This window comes from Methylobacterium sp. SyP6R, assembly GCF_019216885.1.
In the GTDB taxonomy this organism is placed as follows: domain Bacteria; phylum Pseudomonadota; class Alphaproteobacteria; order Rhizobiales; family Beijerinckiaceae; genus Methylobacterium.
The window spans coordinates 36,889-50,332 of sequence record NZ_JAAQRC020000003.1 but is presented as its reverse complement, the minus strand read 5'-3'; the positions used below and the strand labels follow the sequence as shown (position 1 = coordinate 50,332).

Annotated in this window: 21 protein-coding genes and 1 pseudogene; 4 read left to right on the top strand and 18 right to left on the bottom strand. The window is 66.2% G+C overall.

From position 1 onward, the window contains the following. Nucleotides 1-215: 215 nt before the first annotated feature. The 4 genes from HBB12_RS32965 to HBB12_RS32950 form a co-directional block, all read right to left on the bottom strand. Complete coding sequence (locus tag HBB12_RS32965) at nucleotides 216-836, bottom strand: GntR family transcriptional regulator (RefSeq protein WP_236993673.1); 621 nt, start codon at nucleotides 834-836, stop codon at nucleotides 216-218. Nucleotides 837-952: 116 nt separating this feature from the next. Continuing rightward, a complete protein-coding gene (locus HBB12_RS32960; RefSeq protein WP_236993672.1) occupies nucleotides 953-1,738 on the bottom strand; it encodes a hypothetical protein in 786 nt (261 codons plus the stop codon). Between the two features lie 80 nt (nucleotides 1,739-1,818). Then, entirely contained in the window at nucleotides 1,819-2,940 is a 1,122-nt protein-coding gene (locus HBB12_RS32955; protein ID WP_236993671.1) for a hypothetical protein, read from the bottom strand. Between the two features lie 169 nt (nucleotides 2,941-3,109). Continuing rightward, a complete protein-coding gene (locus tag HBB12_RS32950; RefSeq protein WP_236993670.1) occupies nucleotides 3,110-3,583 on the bottom strand; it encodes a hypothetical protein in 474 nt (157 codons plus the stop codon). Between the two features lie 137 nt (nucleotides 3,584-3,720). Here HBB12_RS32950 and HBB12_RS32945 point away from each other — a divergent pair, with 137 nt between their 5' ends. Beyond that, nucleotides 3,721-3,921 (top strand): hypothetical protein, encoded by a 201-nt coding sequence (locus tag HBB12_RS32945; protein ID WP_236993669.1) that lies wholly within the window; start codon nucleotides 3,721-3,723, stop codon nucleotides 3,919-3,921. On the opposite strand, the gene HBB12_RS32940 is transcribed toward HBB12_RS32945, so the two are convergent. Next, complete coding sequence (locus tag HBB12_RS32940) at nucleotides 3,909-4,925, bottom strand: ArdC family protein (RefSeq protein WP_236993668.1); 1,017 nt, start codon at nucleotides 4,923-4,925, stop codon at nucleotides 3,909-3,911. The two genes, HBB12_RS32945 and HBB12_RS32940, sit on opposite strands and share 13 nt — an antisense overlap. A gap of 250 nt (nucleotides 4,926-5,175) precedes the next feature. Here HBB12_RS32940 and HBB12_RS32935 point away from each other — a divergent pair, with 250 nt between their 5' ends. Next, nucleotides 5,176-5,523: a hypothetical protein gene (locus tag HBB12_RS32935; RefSeq protein WP_236993667.1), complete on the top strand. Its 348-nt coding sequence runs from the start codon at nucleotides 5,176-5,178 to the stop codon at nucleotides 5,521-5,523. Between the two features lie 52 nt (nucleotides 5,524-5,575). On the opposite strand, the gene HBB12_RS32930 is transcribed toward HBB12_RS32935, so the two are convergent. The 10 genes and pseudogenes from HBB12_RS32930 to HBB12_RS32885 form a co-directional block, all read right to left on the bottom strand. Then, entirely contained in the window at nucleotides 5,576-5,899 is a 324-nt protein-coding gene (locus HBB12_RS32930) for a DUF736 domain-containing protein (RefSeq protein ID WP_236993666.1), read from the bottom strand. 688 nt (nucleotides 5,900-6,587) lie between these two features. Continuing rightward, on the bottom strand, nucleotides 6,588-6,983 hold the full coding sequence (locus HBB12_RS32925; protein ID WP_236993665.1) for a type II toxin-antitoxin system VapC family toxin: 396 nt from the start codon (nucleotides 6,981-6,983) through the stop codon (nucleotides 6,588-6,590). Then, complete coding sequence (locus tag HBB12_RS32920) at nucleotides 6,983-7,219, bottom strand: type II toxin-antitoxin system VapB family antitoxin (protein ID WP_272913341.1); 237 nt, start codon at nucleotides 7,217-7,219, stop codon at nucleotides 6,983-6,985. The genes HBB12_RS32925 and HBB12_RS32920 overlap by 1 nt, the downstream gene beginning before the upstream one ends. 127 nt (nucleotides 7,220-7,346) lie before the next feature. After that, nucleotides 7,347-7,520 (bottom strand): hypothetical protein, encoded by a 174-nt coding sequence (locus HBB12_RS32915; RefSeq protein ID WP_236993663.1) that lies wholly within the window; start codon nucleotides 7,518-7,520, stop codon nucleotides 7,347-7,349. Nucleotides 7,521-7,831: 311 nt separating this feature from the next. Beyond that, nucleotides 7,832-8,740: pseudogene (locus HBB12_RS32910) on the bottom strand (nucleotidyltransferase domain-containing protein). Between the two features lie 78 nt (nucleotides 8,741-8,818). After that, a complete protein-coding gene (locus HBB12_RS32905) occupies nucleotides 8,819-9,259 on the bottom strand; it encodes a hypothetical protein (protein ID WP_236993662.1) in 441 nt (146 codons plus the stop codon). Next, nucleotides 9,243-9,497, bottom strand: a complete 255-nt coding sequence (locus HBB12_RS32900) for a type II toxin-antitoxin system Phd/YefM family antitoxin (RefSeq protein WP_048428767.1) — start codon at nucleotides 9,495-9,497, stop codon at nucleotides 9,243-9,245. Before HBB12_RS32900 ends, HBB12_RS32905 begins: the two co-directional genes overlap by 17 nt. 67 nt (nucleotides 9,498-9,564) lie before the next feature. Then, a complete protein-coding gene (locus HBB12_RS32895; protein ID WP_236993661.1) occupies nucleotides 9,565-9,951 on the bottom strand; it encodes a hypothetical protein in 387 nt (128 codons plus the stop codon). Further along, nucleotides 9,948-10,262 carry a hypothetical protein gene (locus HBB12_RS32890; protein WP_236993660.1) on the bottom strand — a complete coding sequence of 105 codons (315 nt, stop codon included), beginning with the start codon at nucleotides 10,260-10,262 and terminating at the stop codon, nucleotides 9,948-9,950. Before HBB12_RS32890 ends, HBB12_RS32895 begins: the two co-directional genes overlap by 4 nt. Further along, a complete protein-coding gene (locus HBB12_RS32885) occupies nucleotides 10,263-10,490 on the bottom strand; it encodes a hypothetical protein (protein WP_236993659.1) in 228 nt (75 codons plus the stop codon). It abuts the gene before it with no gap. 209 nt (nucleotides 10,491-10,699) lie between these two features. Between HBB12_RS32885 and HBB12_RS32880 the strand changes: the two genes are divergently transcribed. Together HBB12_RS32880 and HBB12_RS32875 are read left to right on the top strand one after the other, a co-directional pair. Then, nucleotides 10,700-11,131 (top strand): hypothetical protein, encoded by a 432-nt coding sequence (locus HBB12_RS32880; RefSeq protein ID WP_236993658.1) that lies wholly within the window; start codon nucleotides 10,700-10,702, stop codon nucleotides 11,129-11,131. Nucleotides 11,132-11,340: 209 nt separating this feature from the next. Beyond that, nucleotides 11,341-11,745: a helix-turn-helix domain-containing protein gene (locus tag HBB12_RS32875; protein ID WP_336886978.1), complete on the top strand. Its 405-nt coding sequence runs from the start codon at nucleotides 11,341-11,343 to the stop codon at nucleotides 11,743-11,745. Between the two features lie 3 nt (nucleotides 11,746-11,748). Here the strand turns inward: HBB12_RS32875 and HBB12_RS32870 are convergent, their stop codons facing one another. From HBB12_RS32870 to HBB12_RS32860, 3 genes are all read right to left on the bottom strand, one after another. Beyond that, a complete protein-coding gene (locus HBB12_RS32870) occupies nucleotides 11,749-11,985 on the bottom strand; it encodes a hypothetical protein (protein WP_236993656.1) in 237 nt (78 codons plus the stop codon). Continuing rightward, nucleotides 11,969-12,616, bottom strand: coding sequence for an acyl-homoserine-lactone synthase (locus tag HBB12_RS32865; RefSeq protein ID WP_236993655.1), 648 nt, complete (start codon nucleotides 12,614-12,616; stop codon nucleotides 11,969-11,971). Before HBB12_RS32865 ends, HBB12_RS32870 begins: the two co-directional genes overlap by 17 nt. A gap of 88 nt (nucleotides 12,617-12,704) precedes the next feature. Then, on the bottom strand, nucleotides 12,705-13,442 hold the full coding sequence (locus tag HBB12_RS32860; protein WP_236993654.1) for a helix-turn-helix transcriptional regulator: 738 nt from the start codon (nucleotides 13,440-13,442) through the stop codon (nucleotides 12,705-12,707). Between the last annotated feature and the right edge of the window lie 2 nt (nucleotides 13,443-13,444).

Genomic DNA, 13,444 nt, shown 5'->3' with positions numbered 1-13,444 from the left:
GACAATTAGCACTGACCAGCGTCTCGATCTGATCGACAAGCATTCTGGCCGCTTTTACGACCGGAAGCAGAACGTCCGCCACTTCATCGACCGTCAGCCCCACAACTTCAGTCTCGGCGCTCATTGCAAACCCTTGCCCATCACGAGAAGCGTTTTATGCTTATCATACAATATGTCGTATTATTTTTGTTTGGCCTCAAGTTCTCACCACAACGTCATGATGTGCCCATACCGCCCTCCAATTGTCCGATCAGAAGCTCGCCTGTTCCCATGACGTGGCGCTGCAACAGCGCACAGGCCTCCGACACAGCGCCCTTGCGGCACAAAGCGTAGATCTCCCAGTGCTCGCGTTGCGATTGGCCTTGATGCTCGGTCCGCGTCCAGGTGAAGCGCAGATATCGCTCGAAGCTCATTCGCAAGGAGCGAATGATGACCAGGGTGCGTTGCCGGCCACAGGGTGCGTACAGGGTGTCGTGAAAGTCGGAGTTGAGAGAGATCAGGTCGTCGACTGAGGTGGATGCGTCCAGCCGCTCGAGGATCGCACGCGCATCGTCGAGCACCCGGGACGACATCAGCGGGATGGCCCATGCCAGAGCCTGCGGCTCGAGGATGCTGCGCAGCTTGGTCGTCTCATAGGCTTCATCGGCAGTCAGAACCGGAATTCTGACGCCGCGCCGGGGCTCTGCAACCAGCAGCCCCTCTCCGACGAGTTGTTTGAACGCCTCGCGCACGATGGTTTGGCTGACGCCGAACTGCGAGGCCACGGCATCCTGGCGCAAATGCTCGCCTCCGGCGTAGGTGCCGTGCAGGATGGTGCTCCGCAGAGCGTCGGCCACGACTGCCACTGTCGATCGGGTTTCCGTAGAGGGTGGGGTCGGAACAATCAGGCTCATCTTTGGCGAGGCACCCCTGTGTGGTGGCAGGTCGGGGGCTCCGGTCATCGCTTGCTCCTTCAGGAGATCGCACGGACGGCCGACCGGCCGGTGTGGCTCAAGAGATATCCGAGCGCGGTGGATGCCAAGCATGAGAGCCCGAAGGCGACTAGGTAGGTCGGCACAATGCCCGCCACCTCGAAGCCGCGGGAGACCACCAGGTTGAAGATGATGATGCCGCACGAGCCGGCCGCCGTGCCCCGGATGGTCGACTGGGCCTCGGCACTTCCCCCTTGCAGATGAGCGAAGATCGCGAGGGGCCATGCGATCACCGGGATCGGCGAGACGAGCCCGCTCAGGGTCGGCCCGAGATGGGCCGCGCACCCGGTCACCGTGAGGACCAGCACGGTCGATGCCGCCATCCGCGCCGGCATGTCCCAGGCAGGCCGAGAGGCCGATGCCGTCACGGTCGGGATCTCCGGTCGCGGCCGCACGATCAGCAGGAAGGCCAGGACGCTGACGGCGACCGACGCGGCCTCGCTGCCGGCCCCGAACAGCGCGCAGGCGGCAATCCCGTAGGTCCCGAGCGCCGTGAGGATGCTCCCGCCGATGCCGCGCCTTCTCGACGCGTCGATATAGGCCGCATAGGAGGCCATCACGGCGCCGATCCCGATGAGGGCTCCGGACGCCGCCTGGTCCGCGAAGGCGGGCCCCTGCTCGATGGCCAGATAGATCGAGATCGGCCCCGAGGTGATCGGCATGCCCGCGAGGATGCCGCCGGCGAGGCCGCCCCACCGGCGACCGACCAGCGACACCAGCCACATGAGCAGCGGTGTGACCGTCAGCTTGAGCAGGTAGATCTCCACGACGCGCCTCGTCTCGATTGATCCGGAGCGATACCGCGCCCACGGACCGGCGGACATCGCCGGTCGTGGGCCGCGAGCGATTATCCGGCCACGAGGGCCGCCTCGGCGGCCTCGGGCCTCTCGTCCAGGCGTCGCAGATCGGCGACCACCCGATCCCAGAAGCCGAGACGCAGGACGTTGAACTCGGCGACCTCGGACAGCACGAGGGCGAGCGTCGCCGGCTTGAGCGTCTTCAGCATCCCGACCGCCTGAACCCTGGCGTCCTCGGCATGCCCCTCCTCGGCCGCGCCTTCCCAGCCGACGGCCTGCCCGGCGGCCTCGTCGTTGTGGGCCTCGGTCCAGGCCCGGGCGCGGGCATGCTGGTCCGGGGGGAATTGCGGGATGAGATGCTCGACGACTCGGCCCCAGGCTCCGATGTACGAGAGTCGGCCCGTGTCGTGCTCGTCGACCGAACTGGCTTCGCGCATGGCGAGTTCGAGGAGCCTCACGCCGAGCCAGGCCCTGTCATAGGGGTTCCGAGAAGCAGCCGCGCCCGGGACGTCGTTCATCCGGGACTCCGCCTCGATGATGCTCGAGTGAAGGTGTGTGATCGTTGGATCGCACCGGTCGGCGTAGTGGAGAGCGACACGGATGTCCGCGTCGGTGTAGGCTGGCACGTGCAGGTCGTTGACTGCGAAGTAGTCTTTGACGGCTTCGACCGTGTGCAGGACCGACTGCCCGAGCCGCTCACGCTCGATCATGACATGGCGCATGATGTGGTAGCTCGCGGGCGACAATGCAGGGATCCCGCGTGCCGCCCCGATGACCGTGAAGCCATCGTAGAGCAGGATCGGATGGGGTGTGTGAGCGCGGTCCCCGGTCTCGTTCTTGGCGTTCTCGTTGAGGATCGCTGCGTCCTGGTGTTCCCCGATCAGGGCGAGGTGGGCGACGACGCCCGGGATCGTACCGTAGGTCGACGAGGAGCGGGCGATGACCGCCAGCATCAGGATTTCGAGCTGGGCGTCGGAGAACGCCGGCATGTTGGCCTCATGGCTCAGCTTCTCGGCGACGTAACAGACGATAGCGGGCGGCATGCGACAAGTTTCATCGAAGCGCGTGAAGCTTTCGATAACCGGAGATTCATTCTGCAAGTCCGGTCGACTTTCGATCACGGCGCGAATGTCATTGGCCAGTTGCTCGGTCGCTCCGTTGATATAGTGCATATTCGCTTCGCCTCCGATCACGTCGCAACGCATTCCATCTGCTTGACACCACGTCGGTCCCGAGCGGAGGGGGGCCAGTGGAGCAGATCCAGCTTTATCGATTATCGATAATCGATAAGTGGTCCCTGTCAACGGCCATCGGATCGACCCTCGCCTCGCCCTCATAGACTCACGCTTCGAGACACGATCCTGGAGGAACCTTGCATCGGGAGACGTCGTGGTCGTCACATGGGGCTGCTCGATGAACCGACACGCGGCGGCTGTCCGCAGCCTGAGCGAGGCGATGAATTAGGGCCAGGTCGGCATCCGAGCAGATGCCTCGCACCTCGATATCAACCCAATGTCCGCTGCGACCAACATGGCCGTCGCGCAGGCGGTGGTTGGACGAGGTGTAGACGCTCTCGTTGGGCTCGATCAGCCGCACCCGAGAGGTCAGGAACAGGATCCCCGAGCCGAGATTGCCGCAGAACTGCCTCTCGTCGGCGCCGGTGGTCTTCGGCCCGCCGCCGACCGTTCGCTGGCCGATCTGGCGGAAGGCCTCGCCGAAGGTCGCCGGGTTCGGCGTCGTGCGGGGGGTGAGCGTATGCCGCCCGCCCCAGGGAGGCCGCGCTGGATCGATCCGGCCGGTCGCGATCTCGTGCAACAGGGTTGCGAGATAGCTCGGATCGGCCGGATACGGGCAGATCCGCCACAGCGCCCGGATCGCCCGGCGCCGGCCGGGTGCTTGAACAGGCGCTCGCGGGCCCGGCGCCAGCCGGCAGCCCGCTGCCGGCGGCTCTCGTGCTGCTGACGCTCCCACTGTCCGGTGCGCCGGACCATCTCCTCGTCGACGTCGAGCTGGCGCTCGGCGATCGCCGCGGCGAAGAGAGGGAGGGCCGCCTGCTCGCGGACCTGCTTGCGAAGGTACGCCGCGCGTTTGCGCGACGTATCCTCGAAGGCCGTCGGCCGGGGCCAGCGCTTGAAGCGCATCACGCCGCCTGAAGGGAGGCCGGGGCCTCACCCTCCTCGTCACCCTCGTCCGGCCCGCTGGCGCCGTCCAGGCCGAGCTCGGGCGGCAGGTGGCCGAGCAGCCACTCCGCGGAGCGGCTGGCAAGGCCGGCGGCCTGCACGATGGCGCGCGGATCCGAGCGCAGCACCTCGAGCCAGTTCGCGATGTAGTCGGCGTGGCGCACCGTCGGCACGATGCCGAGGCTGGCGCAGACGAAGGCCGCCGAGATCTCGGCTACCAGCTCCTCGCGCGCGTAACCCTCACTGCCGAAGCGGCCGGTGAAGTCGCGGGCAAGCCGGGAGGGGTGACCCGTCGCGTGGCTCATCTCATGCGCCGCGGTCCTGTGGAAGTTCACCGGCTCGAAGAACGACTGCGGCGGCGGCAGCACGATCACGTCGTCGGCCGAGCGGTAGAACGCCCGCTGTCCGCCGAGGTGGATGGTCAGGCCACTCGCTTCCATCAGCGCGCGGAAGCGTGGCTCGATCAGATCCTCGCGGGGCAGCGGGGGCGGTACATAGAGCCCCTCCGGCAGGCCGTCGCACTGCGCGGCGTTGAACACGGTGTACTGCTTCAGGAACGCGATCGAGCGCGCCTCATCGCCCGCCTGCGAGGCTCGCGCACGTTCCCGCTCGGGGGTGAAGCGGTTGGCGTAGACGACCGGCGTCCCCTTCTCGCCGCGGCGCACGTTGCCCCCGAGCTCGAGCGCCTGTTTGAAGGTGAGCCAGCGCTGGGTCGGGTAGCCCGCCGCCATGCCGCTCGCCCACAGCAGCATGACGTTGATGCCTGAATACGCCCGCTCGGTCAGGGCGTTGCGCGGCATCCCGACCGCGGCGGCGCCCGGCAGGTCGCCCCACGGCTGCACCCACGGTACCTGGCCTTCTTCGAGCTGGGCGATGATCGTCTCGGTGATGAGCTGGTACAGGTCGGGGCGCTGCTCTGGAGCGGCCTCGGTGCGGCGGGCGGCGGGTTTCCGGGAGGAGGAGGGGCGGCGGGCCATCGCAGTGCCTTCGCGACGGGCGCCGGAGCCTCTCTCCGGCCTGATCTCCCGTCATCGGCCTCCAGGCCTCCTCTCACTCCGGCGCGACGTCCCGACTCATCCGCGACGCAGACGAACGCGCATCTGTGCGGCCGACGGCACAGACCAATATTATGCCCGAATACGCTGCTGGTTTGAGGAAAAATTATCGCCTACGATTGCAGTAAGATCGCATATAACCCTGCAGCATGTTCGGATCGGAGAGCAACTCTTGCATTGCTCGAGTGGCGAGGGGGAGACCCTGGAGCAGCGCGTCCGCACGGCCCACTACCTCTACCTCACGGCGCTGATGCGGGTCGAGGCACTGGAAAGCGAGGCCCGCCCCGGGGCCGGAGTCAGCGAGTACGAGGCCACGAGGATCGACCACGAACTGCAATTCCGGCTCCTGCGGGCGCTGCTCGCACAGCTCGGTTACGTGCCGAGAGGCCTAACCAAGCGTTGCGAGATCCAACGCGAAATCACCGCCGAGGCGACGGTGGTGGCGAGCCGGGCAGAGTCGCGACAGGAGTGGTCGGCCCGTGCGACGATGCGAGCGGGAACGTCGATCAGGTCAGCTTGATGGTGGCGGCGAGACCGGCCCCGCCCGGAGGGTGGGGCCGTAAGGCCTTCGGTCAGTCCTGGCGGCGGCCGTTGGAGCGGCTCCAGATCAGCGAGTGGGTCTTGCCGTCCTCCTCGGCGAAGAGGCGGGCGTAGAGGGGAGCCGGCAGGCTCGGGTCGTCGATCTTGAGCGAGACGTAGTCCCGCCCCTCGCTGGACCGCTTGGCCCACCCGGCGCCGATCTCGGCCTTGCCGAGGTAGATGCGGTGGGTCGGCGCGGTCTCGCCGCCGCGCTCCGTCTCCGCCACGATCGCGACCTTCTTGGCCTGGATGGTGAGGGTGGTGATCTCGCCGGAGAAGCCGGTCTGGGTCTGGGTGAAGATGCCGATGGTCGCCATGGTCGTGATCCTCTCGTCCGGTTGCTCTCGGCCGCGTCCCTGCGGCCTCGATGGCGTTCGTCGAGCCGGAGGCGACCGGCGCCGCACCCGCGCAGCGGGCCGCAGCGTCAGCGGAGGACGGCGAGGGCAGGGTTTCTTGATCCGCGAGGAGCCGCCTTAACGGCGGGGAAGAAACCCGGCATCCGCCGTTGCGGTGATCCCGGTCGACCCGGATAGAACCGCCCATCACCGAGGTCACTGGATTGCGGCCCGGCCCACCGGATCGCGGGAACGCCTCCTGGCCAGTTCGGGTGAACCTGCCTGACCTCGCCGGTTCCGCGTCCCGCTCCCCGCCCCTGGCTCAAGGATCGCGTCCGGGGGACGAACCGCGCTGCAGCTGTCCGCAGCCCCGGGCTCAGCCGCGAGGACCTGACGACGGGCCGGTCCGGTCGGCAACGAGGCGAGAGAGTGCTGCTCATTCAAGCACGCGAATGCCTAGAATGCTGCACTTGCTAAATTGCCTGCCGCATCGCAGCATGAGGCTGACACGACCCTTGCCATCGATCGGAAGGATCCCCTGCCATGATGCTCAAGGGCTTCTCGTACATGATGATCGGCGTCCTCGCCGGCGGGCTGGCCATGACCGCCTATGGCACGGCCAGTCATCTGCTCGGCCTATAGCCGATCGAGCAAGGAAACAGCCGACAGGTTATGCCGCTGAGACGTCGGTCAGCGCGAAATGGCTGCCCCTGAACAACAGCGGCATGCGATAGGCCTGGGCGCACGCGTAGGCGAAACAATCCGCGGAGGTGGGCCCGGCCGGGTGTCGGCCCTGGCCGTACCGCTCGAACGCCTCAAGCGCGCCGTCGGCCGTCTTGGGCGACATGGCAACGACCTGGATCCCTGCCAGCGCGAGGTAATCCCGCACGGCCTCCCGGGCGTCGAGCAACGGCAAGTCGAGGATGCGGGAGAGGGAGAGCGTGGTCTCGAAGACCGCGAGGGGCGAGGTCAGCCGCTGGCGAGCGCGCTGAAGGCGCGCGACGAGGGCGGCGGCGTCCGGCTCGCCGGCAAGGATCGCGACCAGGGCGGAGGTGTCGACGAACATCACGGATTTCCATACCGTTCGTCGCGCACGGCCTGGCCCACAGGCGTTGCGTTGGGACCGGCCCGCTCGCGCAGGTCGCGGGCGAAGGCCAGGGATTGGGCGACGAGGTCGAGCCGGTCCTTCTCGCGATCGATCTCGCCGCGCAGCGCCTGGCGTACCGCCTCGGTCTTGGTGGTACGCCTGAGGGACGCAAGTTCCTGGGCCAGGGCGTCGACCACCGGATCCTTGACGAACAGAGCTGCGGATATCCCATCTGAATATAGCTGATATCCGATCGAGGATATCCCGACTTGGGGGCGGGGCAAGCCCGCCCTGTGCAATGGGAGTGAGAGGGGCAGGGGGTGCACTGCCCCGGCGCGAGGATCACTCCTCCTCGTAGGGGTCGAACTCGGAGATCACGTCGGCGGAATCGCCCTCGAACTCGTCCGAGGTGACGACGCCGTAGCCGGCCTCGGAGAGGAAGACCGTGACCGGGACCATCAGGGAGGCCGCGAGGCTGTAGGCGTAGCGGTTTGCGAGGGTGAGATCGGTCGCCATCGGTTCTACTCCTGACGGAGCGGGGGCGATCCCCGCTCGACAGCGGCCCCAGGAGGCCGGGAGCGGCCGCGATCACCGCGGGAGGCGCAGCCGAGAGCGGCCGCCCGCTTGCGGAGCGGACCCCTTGCGGGTTGATCGTGGAAGGCCGCGACGGCCTATCGGGGTTGCGGCGAGAGAGCGGGGTCGATCAGGCCGGCCGGGGGCACGAACGGCATCGACATGATATCAATGCCATAGTGATATGCTGCCAAGATGCGCTTGCGTCGTGGGCCATTCCGAACCCCGCTGGTCCTGGCCGGGCTGACGCCGCTCTACGAGCGACCGTCGAGCTTTTCAGCGCAGGCCGCAGCGATGATCTCGCGAAGGACACCGGTGCGCTCCACCAGCCAAGCCAGTTCCTCGCCGGTGATCTCGTAATGCGGCGAGTTGCGGGCATCGACGTAGGCCCGGTCGAGCCGGGCAAAGCAGCGCCGGGCGAACCGTGTGTCGCGCGGCCACGCCTCGATCAGCCGGGCCTCGACGCCCTCGGCCAGCGGTCGCAGACGGTTCAGACGATGCAGCTTCGGGCTGTAGAGTGTCAGCACGAGCAGGGCGCAGTGATAAAGGCCTTCGGTGGTCTGGTGCAGCAGGAAGGCTGCATGTTTGAGATTGCCGCGATCGCGGTAGAACTTTGCACCGGCTCGAAGTTCATCCGCATCGCGAAATCAATGCTGGAAATGCCGCTCGGCCTCAGCATGCACCTCCGTCGCCGATAGCAGCTTCGGCGAGGCGAACGGAAAGCCCGCGACCTCGTAGAGCAAGATCCCGTCTCGGGCGATATCCACGAAAAAAGGACGACCGTAGGCGAGTTGGTTGTTCAGGTCGTGGATCGAGTGGACGATGAAGCTGACCTGCGTCCTCAGGCGGCGCGTCACGGTCAGTTCGCGCAACAGCCGCTCCTCAGCTCGCTCCCAGAAATCGTGCGGGTCGGTAAAACGCTCGGTCTCGACCACGACGAGCAGGTCGTAATCCGAGTGGTCGCCGGTCTTGTGGTCATCGACCCAGTCGCCACGGGCATGCGAGCCGAACAGGACCAGCTTGATGATGCGCCCGCCCTTGTATTTGTCGGAGAGCCGGCCCTTCTGGGCCGCCTCGAATTCCTCGAACAGGATCTGGGCCGCGAACTGGATTTCGCGGCGCTTGCGTTCGGGAAGATGATCGAGACGGTCCGAGAGCGTCATGGCTCCTCGCATAGGCGGGGCGTGGGCGGACGCCAAGGGAATGGCGACCCGAGCCTGCGCTCGAGCAGCAGAGACTGATCAACGTTCGCGCTGAACCATCCGGAGCTGACGTGCGCGGATCGCCTCGGCCATCGTCCGCAGCACGACGCGCATGAAGGCCGGGCTGAACCGGCCGTAGGCGTAGCGCAAGGGATGTGTCTCGAACGGGACCAGGTGGAACGACCCCGGCATGACGTCGCCGTTGGCCTCATCGAGCATGATCCAGCACGGCCGGTCGCCCGGAAGCTTGAGCCGGCGTCGCTCGGTCTCCGGGACGGCGACCGCGATCCGGCCGGGCAAGGGGTCCTGCGTGGTGATCGGGAACACCACCACGGCGCCTGGTGCGACATTGACCGGCACGACGAGGCAGACCGGCCGGTCCTTGCGGCCCTCGCGCTCGCCGCGACCGTGCTCGCGCGGCCATAGGAAGCTGTAGCGGACGACGAGCCCGGTCTCCGCCGTCTCAGTCGTCACCGCCATGCTCCCGCTCGTAGTCCTCGGCCGCCTGCAGGAGGCCATTGCGCAGGTCGTCGGGCATGGTGTCGAGCGTGAAGGCTCGGCGCGGATCCTCCGGGCCGCGCAGGGCTTCGTAGTGCTCCAGGCTCATCAGGACGAAGCGGGGCTTGCTGCGACGGGTGATGACGACGGGCGCGCGCTGGGCGGCGTCGGTAACCTCGCCGACCTGCTTGTTGAGGTCGGCGGTCGTGAACGAACGCATGGAAGGGTCTCCTGATCCACGAAATCCATATACCATGGATCTTACGGATGATGGCTGGCTCGGATACTCACAGGTTGAGATCCTGCTGCAGAAAGCGGGCGGGGATCTCCTCCTCCTGCCCCTGCCAGACGACGCGATCGTTCTGCCAGATCGTAATGAAGCCGCCGCCCTTCGCCATCAGCGGCAGAGGGGCGGCCTCGAAGTTCCGGCAGCCGAACTCACCCACCGTGGCCGAGAAGGCAGGCTTGGGGGTGTTGCCGATCAGGACGCGGTCGCAGGCGCCGGTCGGCCGGCGGACGCGGCGGCGCGACAAGCCGAGTTGGAACCACTCGTAGGCCCGCTGCTCCTCGTCGGACGGGGCCTTCCAGTGCCGGCAGTGCTTGCACCGGCCGGAGCGGGTGTCGGCCGGCTCGTCGAGGACGGGCCCACCGTTGTGCCCGAGGAGCCCGGTCACGGCCGGCCTCCGGCTAGCCCGCTCGCCTCGCACAGACAGGATCGCAGGTCCTGGCGCATCCGGCCGATTGGCCCATTGATGACGCTGACGCAGGCGTCGCGCCGCACGCAGCCCATCTCGACGAAGCCGCGCACGAGAGCGTGCATCACTTCCACGTAGAGCTGCCCGCCGACGAGCGCGACATCCGCGAAGGGCTCGGCGCCGTGCCGGGCCAGCCCGGCGAACTCGGCGCCGGCGTGGATCCCAGAGGTGTCAGGCCGCCGGGGCGACGGCGGCCTGGGCCAGCGTGCGGTGACGCCGCCGGCGATCATTCACTCGGCGAGATCCCGCGTCAGCCGTGCGTCGTAATCGGCGATCGGCGTCGCCGCGTCCCGGAAACCGTAGTGGGCCGAGAGGAAGGCGACCCGGGCGCGCCGGCCGTCCGGATCGGCGGAGCGCAGGGTGCGCCAGAGCGGGCCGTCGTAGCGCGCGAATGCCGGGATGCGATCGAGCTCGGGGCTCTTGGTCGCCGAGCAGGCGAGGATCAGGAGGCGGGGCATCGGCAGAGCTTTCGCGACGGGCGCCGGAGCCTCTCTCCGATCCAAAAGCCCGTCGCCTCCCCTGGGCGATCCTCTGACTCCCGCGCTGGGCCGGCCGCGAAGCCGGTGAGCGTGCCGATCCGGGGGCTCGGATCGTAGAGGCTACATCGCCATCGATGTGTCGAAGGGGGGATTCGCCGTTCAACGGGCCATGCTAGCGTGGCCGCATCGTGCCGATCCGTCCCGAACACCGCCACTTCTACCCGATCGACTGGCCGCAGTTCTCGGCGGTGATCCGCTTCGGCCGGGCCGGCGGGCGCTGCGAGGCCTGCGGGCGGCCGCACAGGCAGGTGATCGTCTGCCTCGACGAGGGGACGTGGTACGATGCCAAAGCAGGGTGCTGGCGCTCCGCCCGGGGGCGACCGCTTCGGCACCCACCCGGGCTCGCGGCCCTGGCCGAGGCCCGGCAGACGCTGCCGATCCTGGCGACGTGCCACCGGGCGCACGACACCAGCCTGAACGGCGACCGGGATCTCGCGGCGTGGTGCCAGCGCTGCCATCTCATCCACGATCGACCCGGGCACCTGCGCCGCCGACGGCTGACACATCTGCAGCGGCGGGCGCTCGGGGACCTATTCCTCGGCCCCTATCCGCTCCCGTAGGTCGAGTGGCGCGCTTGAGTTCCGGGCGTGCTGCTGCGCGATGGGATCGTCAGGTCATCGCACCGCACGAAGTGCTAGTCTGCGACTTTGTCGAAAATAAGGTTCGACCCTCCGCCGGCGATGAGCTGGCGTCTTCAGCGGTATTTCTATAACGCAGCCCGCAGGAGAATTGTTTTCTACCGTGTTTCGCCTTATACGAGGAATATAGGGTGGAGGTGGAAGTGGGAACGAAAGCGCCGACGGCGACCGACCGACTCGTTGGCACTCGGATCCGGCAGCGGCGAATAGCCATTGGGATGAGTCAGGAGACATTGGCCGAAGCCTTAGGCATCAGCATCACGCAGGTCCAGAAGTATGAGCGGGGCGCCGATCGGATTGGGGCGGCCCGGCTCTACGAAGTCACCACCATTCTCAAGACCTATTTGATGTTCTTCTTCGCAACTCCAGATGGTGATGACAACGAGGGAGACCCCGGCGAGATGAGTCAGGATATGCTGACCGACCATGAGACCATGCAGGTGGCGCTCGCCTTCAGCCGTATCCACGAGCCCGAGATGCGCCAAGCGATACTCGCCCTCGTACTAGCTGCGGCCGGACGAGGGCGAGTCTCCTAAGCTTCAAGGGGCACTCGCGACCGAGTGACGGAGCGTGAGCGTCGCCAAGCCATCTGGATCGATCACGAGGTCGACGTCCAAGACCGGCTTCGAACTGGCGATGTAAAGAAAGGCGTTCAGCTTGGCCTTCGCATCTGGCGACAGCTGGCTCACGAACGTGATCAGGGTGATTCGCAAATCGTTGGTGAGTTCCCGCGGCGTCAGCTCCGGCTCGCCCGGCTCTTCAGGATGCAGTTGCATAGGGCACCCAGTGGATGGCGGGGCGCTGTGGTCCTCTGCGAACAAGAGACGCACCGCGCAAGCCCGCGAGACAACGGACGGCTGCCAAGCTCTCCTCGGAGATGTCGATGAGCACCGCGATCGTCGGCTGCCCCTCGACGTCCACCGGCAGGCCCAGGGGGCGCACCTTGAACCTCGATTGCTGCCAGCGCGGCAGCCACCACATCTCGACCACGGCAGTGACTTGGCTGATGCCCTCTTCCAGACAGAACTCCTGGACAGCCGCGAGCATCCGGCAATCCGTCCGTCCGGTCCGACGCTCCTTCACGACGAAATAGCGGGTCCACTCGAAGATGTCCGGCGCCTTTGGGACGCTTCTCATTGAGACGAGATGCGGGAACACGTCACTAATCATGTGCGGTAGGACTGTCGGATACAGTCTCTGGCCGCCAACAACCCGATCATTGTCGATAGCAAGCAGGTAAGTAGTGTTATCATTGTCGTAAGCGTCGATGTCACGGCAATCCGAACGGGTGAGCGAACGCCAGGATCGCTCCCCGACAAAGATGTCGTGACGGAGTTGGTGGTGGTGCCGTATGGCCTCGTCATAGAGCGTGCGATTGTGCCGGGTAACGACATGAATCTTCGTCACGCAACCCCTCCTCAATCCATAGACCGAGGGGGATTATTATTGGCTCCGGCTTATCAGGATATCGTAGGAATCTACAGGTCAGATCGATTTAAATATGGATCAGGCGCCGCTGGATAGCATAGGCAACAGCCTGAGTTTTATTAATCGCGCCAAGCTTCCGCATGGCATTGACCGTGTGGCAGGTCACCGTGCGCTCGGTGATATCGAGGAGATCGGCAATATTAGCCGCTGATCTGCCGGCTGCCGCCCACCGAAGGACTTCCTGCTCTCTCTGGGTAAGGGGGTTCTTCTGTTCGCTACGTGGCGTTCGTCCGATCTGCCGAAGTCGATCAAAGGCATACATCGCCATGAGGTGGATGGCCGGCTTGGTGCGTTGATTGAGATCGAGGTGCGATCCACTCATTGAGAAGCAGCCGCCGTAACCCTCAGGACCATGGATTGGCAGGCTGAAGCCGCGTCGCATCCCAAAGTCACACGCGCGCTCCATCACCTCACGGGCGCGGGGCTCGTGCTGGGGATCGTAGTGCGCCTCGAACCACTTGAAAGGCTGGACCGTCTCCCGACAGCGCCGAATGACAGGATCGACGCGGACGTAATCTTCCCGCGTGTAAAGCTCGAACCAGCCGATCGGCCATTTCCGGCTGATGACGGTCTGCTCGAACCGCTCTTGAGGTCCCGGCAGTTGGGTGACGACGAAGTGCTCGAACCCGAACGTCCCGAGCGAGCGGGCCATGGCGTCGATTACCTGCCTGGGCGTCGCGACACGTTCGATCTCCTCAATGAAGGCGAACGCCTCTTTGCTATGGTCGGCCAACCTGGATGACATGA